Source organism: Micromonospora sp. WMMD1128, assembly GCF_027497235.1.
In the GTDB taxonomy this organism is placed as follows: Bacteria; Actinomycetota; Actinomycetes; order Mycobacteriales; family Micromonosporaceae; genus Micromonospora.
In genome coordinates this window covers 3095021-3109174 of the sequence record NZ_CP114902.1, presented here as the reverse complement: position 1 = coordinate 3109174, position 14154 = coordinate 3095021, and the positions used below count along the sequence as shown (strand labels likewise).

Sequence of the window (14154 nt, the reverse complement as noted above, 5' to 3'; positions counted from 1 at the left end):
GAATACCCACCGAGAGGAGGACGGTTGTCCCCGTCCGAACCCACCTTCCACCTCTGGGTCGCCGTGGACCCGTCGCGGGTCATGACCGCGCTCGCGCCGCTCAAGGTGACCAGTTCGCCCCTCCGGCACGATTGGGGCAGCATCACCGACCTGCGAGCGGCTCCTGTCGGCCCGGAGCCGTCGAAGACGCCCGCCGTGATCGTGCTCTGCACCATCGCGCTGCTCGTCTCCGCCGGGCTCTGCGCCTCCGGCGCCCCTCTGATCGTCACACTGTTGCTCGTGGGGCTTCTGCTGGCCCTCGGGTCCGCCGGCATCACGTCGAAGAAGCCACCGCCCCGGGTGGAGGCGCCCGACCAGGCCGCCTACCCCGACCTGCATCACACCCTGACCGGTGGCGAGGAGCGGGAGGACTTCCTCGACCTGGTCGAGCTGGCGGAACGCGCCGGCCGCGCCCTGCCCGAAGTCAGTAACGTCATCGACAACGTGGAAGGTGCCGAACTCCTGGCGCAGGTGCTGTGGGCGGCGAGCGACGTGCTGAGCCGCCGGCAGCAGTTGCGCGGCCAGGTGCGCCGCCAGCAGCAGGCCGCCACGGCCGGCGATGCGGGCAGCCGCGTCTCCCAGGCGCTCACCGAGCAGCGGCGACGCGCATCAAGCCTCTGGGACGAGACCGAGGCGGAACTGACCCGCATCCGTGACGCTCTCGAACTCGCGGCCGTCGCCGCCGAGAACGCGGCTCACGAGCCGAGCGTCGGCGAGGCCGTCCGCGAGGCGTACCGGGAGCAGGCCGATGTCTACGGCGAGCGGTATTAGTCGGCGGCTTGCCGAAAGTAGCTGACGGGGCGCCGAGGGGAGAGGCATTGCAGGCCCAGGAGCGGGTAGCCGATCGGTATGAGCTGACGTATCCGGTCGGGCACGGTGGCATGGGGGAGGTGTGGGCCGGCTTCGACGAGAAACTGGACCGACCGGTCGCGATCAAGTTCCTGCGCAAGCTCGCCGTGGCGGAAGGCGACCGGGACACCGCGATCGACCGGTTCGTCCGCGAGGCCCGGGTGACCGCGCGGCTCGACCACCCCGGCGTGCCGAGCGTGCACGACGTCGGTCACCACGGCGACGACCTCTACATCGTCATGCAGCTCGTGCCGGGCGTACTCCTGTCGGACCTGATCGCCGAGCGCGGCTGGCTCGCGGTGCCCTGGGCCGCCGCGATCGGTACGCAGATCTGTTCGGTGCTGGCGGTGGCGCACGCCGCGTCGCTGGTGCACCGCGACCTGAAGCCGCAGAACGTGATGGTCACCCCCACCGGCGCCGTCAAGGTCCTCGACTTCGGCGTGGCCGCCCTGCTCGGGCCGGACGTCCCCCGGCTGACCGCCACGGGGCACACGCTCGGCACGCCGACGTACATGGCTCCGGAGCAGGCACTCAACAGCGTCGTCGGCCCACGCGCCGACCTCTACGCGCTCGGCTGCGTGTTGTTCGAGCTGCTCACCGGCCAGCCGCCCTACCGGGCCGACAACCCGCTCGGCATGCTGCACCGGCACATGAACGACCCGATTCCTTCGGTCACCGACCACCGCGCGGGTGTGCCGGACGTGCTTGTGCAACTCCTCGTCCGGCTGCTGGCCAAGGATCCGCAGCACCGGCCGGAGTCGGCCGTCGAGGTGTACGAACTGCTCGCGCCGTTCGGCGCGGTCGCCACCGAAGCGGCAGCCGACGTCGCCCTGACGGTGGCGGACGGGCAGCGGGTCGACCCGACCATGCCGTACCGCTATCCGTTCGGACCGTTGCCACCCCGGTCACCGCTGCCGCCGACCCGCGTCGACATCGCTCGGCCGCGAGTCGCGGCAGAGATCGTCGAGCCGCTGTCGCTGGCCCAGCTCGCCGAGGTGGAGGACCGCGTCTGGGCGCTCGCCGAGGAAGAGCGGTTTACCCAGGCCGCCGACCTGCTTGAATCGGCCTTGCGGCCGGTCGGCAGAGGACACGGGTCCAAGCAGCCTCGAATTCTGGAGCTGCGGCTCAACCTGGCGAACCTGTACGTCCTCGCCGGCGCGTTCCGGCAGGCGCTCCCCGAGTTCCAAAGGCTCGTCGTCGATCTCGCTGAACGTCCGGTCCCCGACCAGGAACTGATCTGGCAGTGCCGGCAGCAGGCGGCAAGCTGCCAGGCGGAGCTGGGTGAGGCGACCGAGGCGTTGCGAGAGCTACGCGCGCTCCTCGCCGAGGAACAGCAGGCGACGCGGGCGGACTCGCCGGAACTGTTCCCCCTGCGGCAGCAGATCGCCATGCTCGCCGCCGGTTTGGGTGACGTGCCGGAGGCCCGGCGCGAACTGAAGGAACTGTTGCGCGACGTCAGGAAGCTGCACGGCACAAGATCCGCCCCGACCGCCGAGGTCGAGGCGTTGCTGAACCACCTGGACCGGCTGGGAGACCAAGTTTCCGGGTCGACCGACATAGCATCCGGACGAGGCACTCCGCATGAAGGATGAGAAGCATGTTCGAATTGGAAGACGCGGTCAAGCAGTGTGTCGAGCGCTTGGCGCGGTTCCGGCGTCAGCACCAGCGCATCGGCGAGCAGAACACCAAAGCCGGACTCATCGAGCCGGTCATCGGTGCGCTGGGCTGGGACCTTTTCGACCTGGACGAGGTGCATCGGGAGTACCGCCGGCGCGGCGCGGACAATCCGGTTGACTACGCCCTCCTCATGTTGCGTACGCCGCGCCTGTTCATTGAAGCCAAGGGGCTCGGTGAGAACCTCGACGACCCGCGCTGGGCGAACCAGACCATCAGCTACGCCACGGTAGCTGGAGTGGAGTGGGTCGCTCTGACGAACGGTGCGGAGTGGCGCGTCTACAACGCCCATGCGCCTGTGCCTGTCGAGCACAAGCTTTTCCGCGCCGTGCGGATCGAGGAAGACTTCGAGGGCGCTGTCGAGTTGCTGTCCCTGTTGAGCAAGGAGAACATGCGGGACAACCGCATCGAAGAGTTGTGGAAAGGCTACTTCGTCGACCGGCAGGTACACGCAGAGTTGCGTGAACTGTTCGGGGGAGGGGAGCCGGCACCCGAGATGGTGGCGCTACTTGCACGGCGTCTGGCAAAGCTGAACCGAGAAGAGATCAGGTCGAGCCTGGTGAGAGTGCGAGCTGTTTTCGACTTCCCGTCGTCAAACGCAGGTTCGCCTGCGGACTCGGTCACGTCAGAGCCAACGATGGCCCCTGCGGATCGGCCCGAGACGATTGCCGAACCAGCGCTCAGCGAAGGGCTCCCCTCGGCATCGGCCCTGTCCAGGCCACGCCGCCCCGCCAAGGGGCCGGTGTCGAAGGAGGAGCGGGCAATCAGGACCACAGACATGATCAACGCAGGACGTCTCCGCCCGGGATCGCGCCTGTATGCGAAATACTGGGGCGAGCAGCACCTTGCCGAACTGTTGCCCGATGGGAGCATTCGCTACCACGGGCAAGCCTTCTCCTCGCCGTCAGCCGCAGGGGAGGCGGTGAAGATTCGGCTGCACGGTTCGGGCATCACCCCTTCACGCAAGGCCACCGACGGGCTCGACTTCTGGTCGGCCGAGGACGCCCTTACTGGCGAGACGGTCACCCTCAAGGAGATTCGGCGCAGGGTCGCGAGGAACGGCGGGGTTTGAGGGTACGAGGATCGTAGGTGGTCTGCCGACCGCCCAGAGTCAGGAGGGGCGGCCGGCTGCGTGCAGATGAAGGATTAGCTGTTGCGTCCCGGCATGTCGCTCACGAAGACGCCGATACCTGTCCGGCCCACGAGTTCGTCCAGCTCGATCATCGAGTCCAGTGCTCGCCGGACCGTCATGTGGCTCGTGTCGTACTCCTCTGCGAGGAGTCGCGTTGACGGGAGCTTGCTGCCCGGTGGATAGATCCCAGCCCTGATCTTCGCGCGGAGATCATCTCTGATCTGGCGCCATAGTGGCTGGGCGTAGGGCATGCGGTGAGCAAAGCAGCCAGATGACGGGGAGTCTCAAGCGTCCCCATCCTGTACTTACAGGCTTTACAGGTGCGGTAGGGTGCATCAAGACGTTCAGCAGGGGAGGGATGGCGTGGGTAGGTGGTGGAAGTGGTTCCAGCGGTCGGGACAGATCGCCGTCGACGCGGCCGAACCGGTCATACCCGACGGTGACGTGCCGGGGCGTCGGCAGCAGCAGAGCGCCGCTGTCCGCGTACCCGATGTGCTCGTGACCTCGCGGTGCGACGGCGCGGAGGTCTACCAGCGGGCCGGGCGGCGGGCGGCGTGCGTGGTGCGCAACCAGCGCGCGGACCGCTACGGCCGGGGGAGGGGCGCGGATGGTTGAGCTGGCGGGGTCGTCGGTGCCGCGCCGGGCGCTCGGGCGGGTGTTGCGGGAGCTGCGCACCGAGGCGCGGATGACGCTCGAGGGCGCGGCGGCGGCGTTGGAGTGCAGCCGGCAGAAGGTGTGGCGGATCGAGAGCGGCATCGGCGTGGTGCGCGGGATTGACGTGCGGGCGATGTGCGAGCTGTACGGCGCACGGCGCGAGCTGACCGCAGCGCTCGTCGCCCTGGCCGGCGAGACGCGGGGGAGGGGTTGGTGGCACGCGTACGGCGATCCCGTACCCGACTGGTTCGACCTCTACGGCGGCCTGGAGTCCGCCGCGTGCCGGCTGCGCGAGCACGCCGGGGCGCTGGTCCCCGTGCTGTTGCAGACCCGGGGGTACGCTGCCGCGACCTGCCGGTCCCGCCTCGGCACGACGGAGGGGGATCGGGAACGGTTGCTCGATGCGCGGCTGCGCCGGCAGGACCTGCTCCGGCGGCGTCTGCCCCGACCGCCCCGGATCGAGGTGATGCTCTGCGAGGCGGTGCTGCTGCGGCAGGTGGGCGGCGCCGCGACCATGGCCGGGCAACTCCGGCACCTGGCCGACGCGGGCCGGCTGCCACACGTGTCGATCCGGGTGCTGCCGCTCGCCGCGGGCGCGCACGCAGGGGCGCTCGCCGGCCCGTTCGTGCTGCTGGACTTCCCGCCGGGGCTGCGCGTCGACCCCGACCCGCCGGTGGTCTACCGCGAGTCGTTGACCGGGGCGCTCTACCTCGACCGGCCCGCGGAGTGGGCCGCGTACGAGCGGGCCTGGTCGGGGCTGGACGCGCTGGCCCTGAGCGAGGAGGAATCGCGTCGGCTGATCGTCAAGACGGGCGAGGAGCTGGACCCCGGCTGAGAGCCGGTGAGCGGTGTCCGGGTGTCGCCAGGTGTTTCAGTGGGCCATCGACGCGAGCGCCAACCAGCTAACGTGATCCCATCGGGGATCATCGCTGGGAGGATCGGTGCGGCCGAGTCGACGTCCACCTGTCGTCCTGCAACTGTCACTTCTGATCGTCGCAGTCCTGCTGGAGATCGCGGCGAACTTCTTCGCCAACGCCGACACCTCGCCGTTGAACGCCGGAATCCGTCAGGTCGCCGGGCCTGCGCTGATCGTCCTGCTGGTGGTGCTGATCGTGGGCAACGGCCTGGTGCTGTGGTGGGAGGCGCCCCGCAGCACCCGGCCCGTGTGGCAGTCGGATCGGAGCCCTTACCCTGGGCTTTCCGCCTTCACCGAGCAGGACGCGTCGGTGTTCTTCGGGCGGGACGAGCAGGCCACCGAGCTGGTGCGACGGCTGCACGAGCTGGGCCTGGACGGGGCCGATCGATTCATCTGTGTCACCGGCGCGTCCGGCAGCGGCAAGTCGTCGCTGGTCCACGCGGGCGTCGTTCCCCTATTGCGACGCGGACGGTGGCAGGTGTTGCCGGCGGTGACACCAGGGGGCGAACCCCTTGCCGGGCTCGCTGATCTGGCAGTCACGTTGGGCGCTGGCGACCGTGCCCGTGCGCTGCGGGACGTGCGGTCCCGTCCGGACAGTCTCGCCCGTAGCCTGGCGGCCTGGCGGACCCGAACGGGTCATCGGCACGGGCGCGTCCTGCTGATTCTCGACCAGCTTGAGGAACTGGTCACGCTGTCGAGCGCCGCGGAGCAGACCACGTTCCTGGCGCAGGTCGCGACCGCGCTCGACACCGATCGGCGGCTCTGGGTTGTCGCGACGCTCCGCGTCGAGTTCCTCGCCGGTCTGCTCGCGGGTCCACGTCCGGACCTGTTCGCAAATCCGGTGACGCTGGGCACCATGCGGCCGGCGGACCTCGTCGCGGTGGTGGAGCAGCCCGCACAGCTCGCCGGTATGCGCTTCGAGGACGGCCTCGTCGAGGAGATCATCGCCGACGCGGCCACGCCGGACGCGTTGCCGCTGCTGGCGTACCTGCTTCAGGAGCTGCACCGGGCAGCCGGGTCGGGCCGGACGGCCACCCGCCAGGCATACCGGGCGGTCGGCGGCGTCGCGGGGGCGCTGGGCCGCCAGGCAGACAGTGTGATGGCAGATTTGCGCGGCGACAGCAGCACCGACGAGGTTCTGGCCACCCTGCTTCGTCTGGTGGCGATGGAGGGCATCGAACCGACAAGGCGTCGGGTGCCGTTGCGTGAGTTCTCCGCTGACCAGCGGCGGGTGATCGTCGCCTTCACCGACGCGAGGCTGCTCACCACCGATGTGCTCGACGGTGAACCGTACGCGCAGGTGGCCCACGAGGCGTTGTTCCGCCGGTGGGCACCGCTGCGACAGCAGGTGGAGGCGCGTTCGGAGCAGCTCCGGCGGCGCACGGAACTGGAACGGTGGGCGGCGGACTGGGCGCACGCCGGGCGCAACGCCGACTACCTGCTCACCGGAGAACGGCTTCAACTGGCCGGGCAGTGGCTGGAGGCGATGGAGTCGGCCGGCCAGGACAGCCCCGCCGCCCGTGCCCTGGTGACCGCGTCCCGCAGCCGGGACATCGCGTTCCTGCACCGGGTCTCCGAAGCGATCGGCCAGTTCGCGCTCGGCAACGTGGACCGATATCCGGAGCTGGCGGTGCTGCTGACATCAGCGGCCCTGCGCGAATGTCCGCCCACACCGGTCGCCCGACAGGCGTTGATGGCGTCGCTGGCGTTCAGCCACGCCGAGGCGGTGCTCGCCGGTCACACCGACGCCGTGCGTGGCGTTGCCTGGTCACCCGACGGCGCGCAGTTGGCGACGGGCTCCCGGGACGGCACCGCACGGATCTGGCACGCCGACACCGGCACGGTCGTCCGGGCGCTGCGCGGGCACACCGGGATGGTGGAGGCTGTCGACTGGTCCCCCGACGCCACCCGGCTCGCCACCGCCTCCCGGGACGGCACCATCCGGGTGTGGGAGGCCACGACGGGTACGACGGTCGCAGTGCTGCCCTGCGGCGACGTGGCACGCGGCGTCGCCTGGTCACCAGATGGCCGCTGCCTTGCCGGATCAAGCCGGGATCGAACCGTGCGGGTGTGGGACACCTCGGCCTGGCAGCTCACCAGACACCTGGTCGGCCACGAGGGCGACGTGTGGGGCCTGCGCTTCGCCCCCGATTCCCGAACGCTGGCCTCGGCTTCGCACGACCGGTCCGTCATCGTCTGGGACCTGGCCGCTGGTCGTCCCGAGCGGAGGCTGACCGGGCACGGTGACTTCGTCGAGGCCGTCGCCTGGTCACCGGACGGCCGGCGAATCGTCACCGGGTCCGGCGACCAGACCGTCCGCATCTGGGACGTGGCGACCGGCGAGACTCGGCACGTGATCGGCGGTCACGGGGCACCGGTGTGGTCGGTCGCCTGGTCCCCGGACGGTCGCACGCTGGTGTTCGCCAGCGGCGACGGCAGCATCCGCGCCTGGAACGTCCAGCGGTTGCGTGAGGTCGCCGAGCTGCGCGGACACACCCAGGTCGCCTGGTCCGTCGCGATGTCCCCATCTGGACGACGGGTGGTCAGCGGCTCCGGTGACGGCACCGCCCGGGTCTGGGCGGTGCAGCCACGCGGGGCCGAAAGCCAGCTGCTCACCGGGCACGAGGGGCCCGTCACCGCTCTCGCGCTGGATCGGACCGCGAAGATCGTGACCGGCGGCGCCGACGGCAGCGTACGGCGGTGGCAGCCGGACGGAACGGCCGCCGTGACGACATGGCCCGAGCCGGTCGTGGCGCTCACCTGTTCACCGGCGGCTGACGTGCTGGCTGTGGCACTGCGAGATGGCTCGGTCCACTTGGTCGGTGCGGACGGGGACGTGCGCTTCGGCGAGGAAGCGGAGTCGCTCGCCTGGTCACCGGACGGCTCCCGGCTGGCGGCCGGCTGCAAGGACAACTCGATACGGTTGTGGGACGTCCCTACGCGCAGCGCCGCCGGCGTCCTGCGCGGACACGCGGACTGGGTGGGCGCGCTGGCCTGGTCGCCGAGTGGTCGCTACCTCGCCTCAGGTTCCGACGACCGCACCGTCCGGGTCTGGGACATCGAGCAGCCGGGTGACTCCTCGGTCCACGCCGGCCACCAGAACTACGTGGACGGGCTCAGTTGGGCGCCGGACGAACGCCGGCTCGCCTCCTGCTCAGCCGACTGGACCCTCCGGGTGTGGGATCTCACCGGCGCCGATCGGCCGAGGGTGCTGACCGGCCACGAGAAGCGGGTGCGTGTGGTTGCGTGGGCACCCGGCGGCCAGCGCCTCGCCTCCGGTTCCGACGACCGGACCGTGCGGCTCTGGAGCCCCGACGACGAGCAGGGCGAGGTGATCGGCGTGCACCGCGATGGCGTGACCAGCATGGTATGGCTGCCGGACGGGCGACAGGTCGCCACCGGCTCGGCTGACGGCACCGCCCGCGTCTGGGCGGACTCCGTCGACGTGGACGAGTTGACGGCAGCGGCACGTTTGCGGGTGTTCCGTGCGCTCAGCGAGGACGAGCGGCGGGCCCACCTGCTACCGGCCGATCCGGGCTCATAGCGTCTGCTCGACCTCGCGGGTCTCCTCACCCACCAGGTAGTCGCCCGGGTCCAGGCCGAGCGTCTTGCGGCGCTCCGAGGCCCAGTAGGCGGCGTTCGCCTCCTCGAACGACTCGGGCCCGTCGTAGGAGATCACCCAGATGTGCTGGCTGCGCCCATGGTCCTTCCATGAGCCGTGGATCTCGAAGCCCAGATCACGGCGCAACGGCACGACCAGGCGCTGCCACTTGTCCACCCACTCGTCCAACAGCCCAGCCCGCACGGTGTAAACGCGGATCTGCACGGTCCTTGGCATGCCCGCCACCCTTACCGAGCCGTGTCTGGTTGCGCCATCGACCCTAGCCCCACCGCGCGTCGGTGCCGGCGGCGGTGGCCCCCGTGCCGGTCGTCCCGCGCGTGTCCGTCGCCGCCGGGGATGTGGTCCAGGTCGCCGACACCGACTGCCGCTACGCCGAGGGCTCCGTTGCGGCTGCGGGTCGTGCGGGTCCGGCCGGACCTGAGCGAGTGGTACGACGGCGAGTGGGTGTGGCTCGAAGGCGTCGAGATCGGCCCGGACGGCGAGGACGGCCCGTTCCGGCCGATGCTGGCCCGGGTCGCCGCCCTGCGGCCGGATAGCTGAGGGGGCAACGTCGGCGTGCGCCGGGTTACCGGGACCTGCCCTGCGCCGGAGCGCTGATCACCGAGTGCACTTCGGAGCTGATGTCCCTGACGGGGACCACCGCGTCGACCAGTGCTCGGAGGGCGAACTCCGTCGGCTGCTCGGAGAACAACACCGTCTTGCCCTGCCCCACGGCGTAGCCGACCTCGATGCACACGCTTACGCCCGCGTACCCACCGGTGGCCACGACGAAGATCGCATCCGACTTCGCGATCTTCGCGAGGAAGTCCCGGGTGAGCCGGATCTTGTCCGGCTCGTCGACCTGCACGTGCTGCTCGCTGAAGTCGTAGCGCGGGGTGTAGACGGTCAAGCCCAGGGCGCGGAACGACGCCTCCGCACGCTGAGCGGTGTCGTAGAACTTGGAGCTGCTGCAAATCGTGATCGCCTCGATGGCCGGCATCGGTCCTCCAGATGTGCGCGGTCGATGGTTGTGCTCAGGTGAGCGTTATCAGATGCCGAGGCTCATCGCGGTACCCGACACCGGCGTGCCGCCGCAGAATCCTCTCCCACGCGGTCGTTGCTTCGACCCATCGGGAGCGTCCATCAGGCGAGCATCTCCATGACCGCGGCTTCGATCTCCGCGGTGGTCGGATGGCCGGCGAGTGCGGCTCGGACCCGCCGACGCAGGGTCACGAAGTACCGCCCCTCCTCAAGGTCCAGTCCAGCCACGAACTGACACTGGTCCTGGCCGAGTTCGGCGAGCCGTCGGTGTGTCCGGTCCGCGTCGTCGTACCGGGGAATGGGTAGTTTCCAGACGTGTTTGTCGATGTGCCGTTCGTCCTTGCTGTAGGACATCAGGGGGCGGGCGAGCGTGGTGAGAGCCGGGCTGTTCAGGATCGCGCCGAGATAGTGACCCTCCGCCCGGCTGTCGATCGCGCAGTAGTAGAGCGCGTGCTCGATGATCGCGGCCGGGTCGTCGACGATGGCAGCGGCGACGTGCATCCCGGAGGCCGCGTAGGCCAACCGAAGGGGCGGTGCGGGGAGCTGCGAGGTCAGCTTGCGTCGGAAGTCGAGTTGCTCACCCAGGGTGAGACGTGGGCTGCTGCGATGCGCTTCCCAGGTGGCTTCCGCCGTCCGCCACCATTCGGCCAGACCGAAGTAGTAGTCGAGTCGAGAGTCCGGCCCGGTCATCAGCGTGGCACCGTCGAGCGGCAGCACCGCCTGCTTTGCCGGCAAGATCCGGTACGGCAGCAGCGTCTCGCCGAGCAGCACCGGCCGGATGAACTCGCTCTCGACGACGCCTTCGAGAGCGGGCAGATCCTTCCACGGGGGATTCTCCATGATGCTGCGGGCCGAGCGAACGGCGTGACGGCCCACGCCGAGACCCAGTCGCCCACCGGAATCTGTCTCGACGAAGAACAGAATCTTGGGAAAGATCGTCGCGCCGTTGTGCACATGTGGTTTGTACGGTGACTCGGCGATGGGCGACCTTCCCAGCGGGGCAGGTTCCCGGTGAATGGACGGCGCGGCCTGTGCCCAGCTCCTGGCGTCGTTGCCGAGGTGTCCCGTCCACAGCTCGGTGACCGAGGGAAGGCCGCGCGGGCTGCCCGTGGCCGCCTTGTTGCCGAAGACGACACTGGCTCCGCGCGGGAATGGGTGGGGACGCAGGCGGCGCAGGTCCCAGGAACCGGTGAAGGCAACATCTGTCGGCTCGGCCTCGTCCGTGTACCGCCCGTTGCGGAAGGCCTCGAAGTGCTCGCGGTCCAGCACGGCGTTGGGCAGGACGAAGGCGAACGCGCCACCGACGCGAAGATACTGCTGGATGGTTCGGGCGACGAAGAGTGCGGAGAGGTCCTGCTGCGTCGCGAACTGACTCCCACGCCACAGCCCGCGATCACCGCAGAGCTTCTTGAACATCACCTGCATGCCGGCCGGCATGTGACGGTACGAGAGCCACGGTGGGTTGCCGATGAGAACATCCACCCGGTTGTTCCTCATGGCCAGCCAGACCGGCCGGGCCAGGTTGCGCAGGTAGTAGCTCCAGATGTGGTCGCGGCCCTCGTCGTGCAGCCGGCACATCGCCTCGAAGGTGCCACGGATCATGGGCTGGTCGTCCGGCTCGATCTTGAGGTGATGGAAGAAGGCCGCCAGCGACGGCGGGTTGTCCGGGTCCCGCGGCTTGGCCGCGATGCCGGCGAGTCCGGAGACGATCTGGTCGAAGCGGCTCGGCTCGTTGAGCAGCTTGTTCGGAAACCGGAGCCACTCCTCGGCGTCGTTCGCGTTGTAGCCCGCACTGATTCGTACGTGCTCCTCCGTGAACAGATCGAGGCGCTCCCGCCACTGCATGCTGTCGCCGAGATAGACCGGAATGGTGATGGCACCCCGCTGGTCGGTCAGCCGCCGGTGGCCGATGGCGAGCAGATAGGTCACGCGGGCGAGCGCCACGGCGACCGGGTGCAGGTCGACGCCGATCACCTGATGCGTGAGCTGCGTCAGTGCGGCATCCAGCGGCAGGTCCGCCGCCTCGGCGGCGGCGAGATACCGGCGGACCGCGTGGAAGAGGAAGGTGCCGGAGCCGCAGGAGGGATCCAGCACACGTTGCCGCAGCGGATCGGTGACGACGGTATCGACGAGGTGCTCGGCGAGCCAGTCGGGTGTGTAGTACTCGCCCATCCGCTTGCGCGTCTCCGGCCCGATCATCGACTCGTACAGCACCTTGAGGATGTCGTGGTCGGCCCGCAACCAGTCGAATCGCGCCAGTCGCCGGGTGAGCCCCTGGATGAACTCGCGACCGCCGGGCACCTCGGTGGTCCAGCCGAAGAAGTCGTGCTCGACCACGCCCAGGATGCGGGCCTGGTCGAACCGTTGCCCAGTGATGAGATCCTGCGGCTGCAACTCCAGGGCGTCGATGCCGACAACCAGGTGCGCGATGATGTATGCGCTGTTCATCAGCAGGGTGTGCTCGACGAACAGGTCCGGGTCGTCGACGAACTGGGTGCCCAGGGCGCTGTCCAGCAGCTCAGCCCACAGCTTCCGCTTCAACTCCACGGTCGGCAGGTGCTCGTGCTCGGCGTAGAGGGCGGCGAGCGCGGCACGATCCAGCTTGTGGGAGGTGCTTTGCGCGCCCAGGCGGCGAGCCACCTCGGCGGGAGCCGGGCGGACCCGCCGGCTCGTCGCCAGCACGCCCTCCAGCCAGTAGAAGAGGGCCAGACCGTCGGGGCGGGTGGCAGCGACCGCGTGGGTGTCGATGAGGGCCAGCGCGTCGCCGGCCAACTGGTACGCCTGCCAGGTGGCGCCGTCGGTGAGGATGCCGACGTACCGCTGGCCGCTCTCCATGCTCCGCGATCGCACGTAGCCGTCGAGTTGGCGCTCAGCCTCCAGCAGGGAGCGGCCGGCCTGCAGCCGTCGCTTGACCTCGATGATGGTGTATCCGACCTCGATGTCGATGCGCCGGCCACCGCCGGCCGGGGCCTCGAGGTCGACGTCGTCGAGGTGGGAGTCGGAGAGCCCGAAATCGCCGGTCAGCAGCAGCTGGCGGATGTCGGCCTGCAGGGTCGCCTCGCTGCGGGCGGCGCGCCGGTCGGCGATTCGCGCCAGCAGGGGCTGCAGTGTCGGAGGGAAGCCGTCGGGCGCGCGTACCTGCGGCCGGGGCGACGGGCGGCGGCTTGGGCTTACGTCTGGCGTACCGTCCGAGCGGGCCATACATCAGTGTGGATATTGGAACTCGCCGAAGCCAAGCGATTGCGAATGACTGTCAGATGATGGACAGCTCACAGTCGGTGACCCTATGCGGTCCAGTCCGACGGATCCGGTAGCCGGTAGGGTCGCACTCACCGCCTCGATCGAACGTGCAGGAGGCCGCTTCCCTGGTCAGGCGGCATCGGCGTCACGCGCTTGCCTTGATGAGGCTGGCAAGTGGCGTGGTCGGTACGGCGATCCAGCCCTCGGTGGAGGCGGCGGCCAGGTCGGCGGAGCCGGGGCGGGTGGCTTGGCCGGTGGCAGCCGCACGAGCGGTCAGTGCGGCCACGACCGCGTCGACTGCGTGATCGCTACTCCGGCACGCTGCCTCAAAGTCGGCGAGTTGCAGCCACGGCGCAGCATCCATCAGCCGGTCCATCAAGTCGTTCAGCGCGCTTCCGTTCTGTCGTCCCTTGTATCCCCGGTTGGGCAATCCCCACTTCTTGAGTGACGCCGCCGGGTAGACCTCGACAACTGTTCCGCCGCCGCTGCGGTCCACGGGTTGCCCGCCCGCGGCGAGCCGCGCCAGCAGGGCGGCACATCGCATCGCCGTGTGTGCGATGCGGTCCGCGGCCACGCTCAGTGGCGGGCGACCGGTCACCCTGTGGGTCACCGCGTCGGTCTGACGCCAAGCCAAGCGTCTGCGCCAGTCGCGCCCGACCAGGTCGGTAGGGGCGATGAGATCTCCGCGATGGTGGGCGATGACGAACTCCACGAACGGCTCGGGCCAGCCCAGCGGACAGTCGATCCCGACCTTGTCCGTCGCCGAAGCGGCCCGCAGGAGTTGGTCGTCGCCCGCCCCGATTGTCAGCTCCTCCAGTACGGCTCCGGTCGCAGTCCACCGGATCCAGGCCATCGCCGTGTTGGCGTCCTCCGCCGCAAGGTCGATCCCCGCCGTCAACATCCGCCCAACCTACTGAGCACCAGCGGGCCGACATATCGTCCACCACGTCATCGTTCGACGCGCTGATTTACCGATGACAACCTAATGATGGCACCAGGCGAGGATGG

Annotated in this window: 12 protein-coding genes; 7 read left to right on the top strand and 5 right to left on the bottom strand. The window is 69.5% G+C overall.

Going from position 1 to position 14154, the window contains the following annotated elements; translation table 11 throughout:
• The first annotated feature begins 24 nt into the window (after positions 1–24).
• The 3 genes from O7602_RS14275 (at position 25) to O7602_RS14265 (ending at position 3634) form a co-directional block, all read left to right on the top strand.
• Positions 25–810, top strand: coding sequence for a hypothetical protein (locus O7602_RS14275; protein ID WP_281589555.1), 786 nt, complete (start codon positions 25–27; stop codon positions 808–810).
• 110 nt (positions 811–920) lie between these two features.
• Positions 921–2480: a serine/threonine-protein kinase gene (locus O7602_RS14270; protein ID WP_281589553.1), complete on the top strand. Its 1560-nt coding sequence runs from the start codon at positions 921–923 to the stop codon at positions 2478–2480.
• 5 nt (positions 2481–2485) lie between these two features.
• Positions 2486–3634 carry a hypothetical protein gene (locus O7602_RS14265; protein ID WP_281589551.1) on the top strand — a complete coding sequence of 383 codons (1149 nt, stop codon included), beginning with the start codon at positions 2486–2488 and terminating at the stop codon, positions 3632–3634.
• Positions 3635–3708: 74 nt separating this feature from the next.
• Here O7602_RS14265 and O7602_RS14260 read toward each other — a convergent pair whose 3' ends face one another.
• Entirely contained in the window at positions 3709–3945 is a 237-nt protein-coding gene (locus O7602_RS14260) for a GntR family transcriptional regulator (protein ID WP_281589549.1), read from the bottom strand.
• Between the two features lie 112 nt (positions 3946–4057).
• Here O7602_RS14260 and O7602_RS14255 point away from each other — a divergent pair, with 112 nt between their 5' ends.
• From O7602_RS14255 to O7602_RS14245, 3 genes are all read left to right on the top strand, one after another.
• Entirely contained in the window at positions 4058–4309 is a 252-nt protein-coding gene (locus O7602_RS14255; RefSeq protein WP_281589547.1) for a hypothetical protein, read from the top strand.
• The gene (locus O7602_RS14250) at positions 4302–5183 is read left to right on the top strand and encodes a helix-turn-helix transcriptional regulator (protein WP_281589545.1); all 882 of its coding nucleotides are present in this window, start codon (positions 4302–4304) and stop codon (positions 5181–5183) included. Before O7602_RS14255 ends, O7602_RS14250 begins: the two co-directional genes overlap by 8 nt.
• Positions 5184–5289: 106 nt before the next feature.
• The gene (locus O7602_RS14245; RefSeq protein ID WP_281589543.1) at positions 5290–8808 is read left to right on the top strand and encodes a hypothetical protein; all 3519 of its coding nucleotides are present in this window, start codon (positions 5290–5292) and stop codon (positions 8806–8808) included.
• Here the strand turns inward: O7602_RS14245 and O7602_RS14240 are convergent.
• Entirely contained in the window at positions 8803–9102 is a 300-nt protein-coding gene (locus tag O7602_RS14240) for an NIPSNAP family protein (protein WP_281589541.1), read from the bottom strand. The genes O7602_RS14245 and O7602_RS14240 overlap by 6 nt on opposite strands.
• Positions 9103–9270: 168 nt before the next feature.
• Here O7602_RS14240 and O7602_RS14235 point away from each other — a divergent pair, with 168 nt between their 5' ends.
• On the top strand, positions 9271–9426 hold the full coding sequence (locus O7602_RS14235; protein ID WP_281589539.1) for a hypothetical protein: 156 nt from the start codon (positions 9271–9273) through the stop codon (positions 9424–9426).
• Positions 9427–9451: 25 nt separating this feature from the next.
• Here O7602_RS14235 and O7602_RS14230 read toward each other — a convergent pair whose 3' ends face one another.
• The 3 genes from O7602_RS14230 to O7602_RS14220 all read right to left on the bottom strand — a co-directional run bounded on the left by O7602_RS14230 (position 9452) and on the right by O7602_RS14220 (position 14047).
• Entirely contained in the window at positions 9452–9865 is a 414-nt protein-coding gene (locus tag O7602_RS14230; protein WP_281589537.1) for a hypothetical protein, read from the bottom strand.
• Positions 9866–10008: 143 nt separating this feature from the next.
• Positions 10009–13107 (bottom strand): N-6 DNA methylase, encoded by a 3099-nt coding sequence (locus O7602_RS14225; protein ID WP_281589535.1) that lies wholly within the window; start codon positions 13105–13107, stop codon positions 10009–10011.
• Positions 13108–13291: 184 nt separating this feature from the next.
• Entirely contained in the window at positions 13292–14047 is a 756-nt protein-coding gene (locus O7602_RS14220; RefSeq protein WP_281589533.1) for a DUF429 domain-containing protein, read from the bottom strand.
• Between the last annotated feature and the right edge of the window lie 107 nt (positions 14048–14154).

Excerpts from the sequence above, each read along its gene's own strand:
- O7602_RS14250 (WP_281589545.1), top strand. The coding sequence starts at position 4,302 with ATGGTTGAGCTGGCGGGGTCGTCGGTGCCGCGCCGGGCGCTCGGGCGG.
- O7602_RS14230 (WP_281589537.1), bottom strand. The coding sequence starts at position 9,865 with ATGCCGGCCATCGAGGCGATCACGATTTGCAGCAGCTCCAAGTTCTAC.
- O7602_RS14240 (WP_281589541.1), bottom strand. The coding sequence starts at position 9,102 with ATGCCAAGGACCGTGCAGATCCGCGTTTACACCGTGCGGGCTGGGCTG.
- O7602_RS14225 (WP_281589535.1), bottom strand. The coding sequence starts at position 13,107 with ATGGCCCGCTCGGACGGTACGCCAGACGTAAGCCCAAGCCGCCGCCCG.
- O7602_RS14270 (WP_281589553.1), top strand. The coding sequence starts at position 921 with ATGGGGGAGGTGTGGGCCGGCTTCGACGAGAAACTGGACCGACCGGTC.
- O7602_RS14265 (WP_281589551.1), top strand. The coding sequence starts at position 2,486 with ATGTTCGAATTGGAAGACGCGGTCAAGCAGTGTGTCGAGCGCTTGGCG.
- O7602_RS14260 (WP_281589549.1), bottom strand. The coding sequence starts at position 3,945 with ATGCCCTACGCCCAGCCACTATGGCGCCAGATCAGAGATGATCTCCGC.
- O7602_RS14220 (WP_281589533.1), bottom strand. The coding sequence starts at position 14,047 with ATGTTGACGGCGGGGATCGACCTTGCGGCGGAGGACGCCAACACGGCG.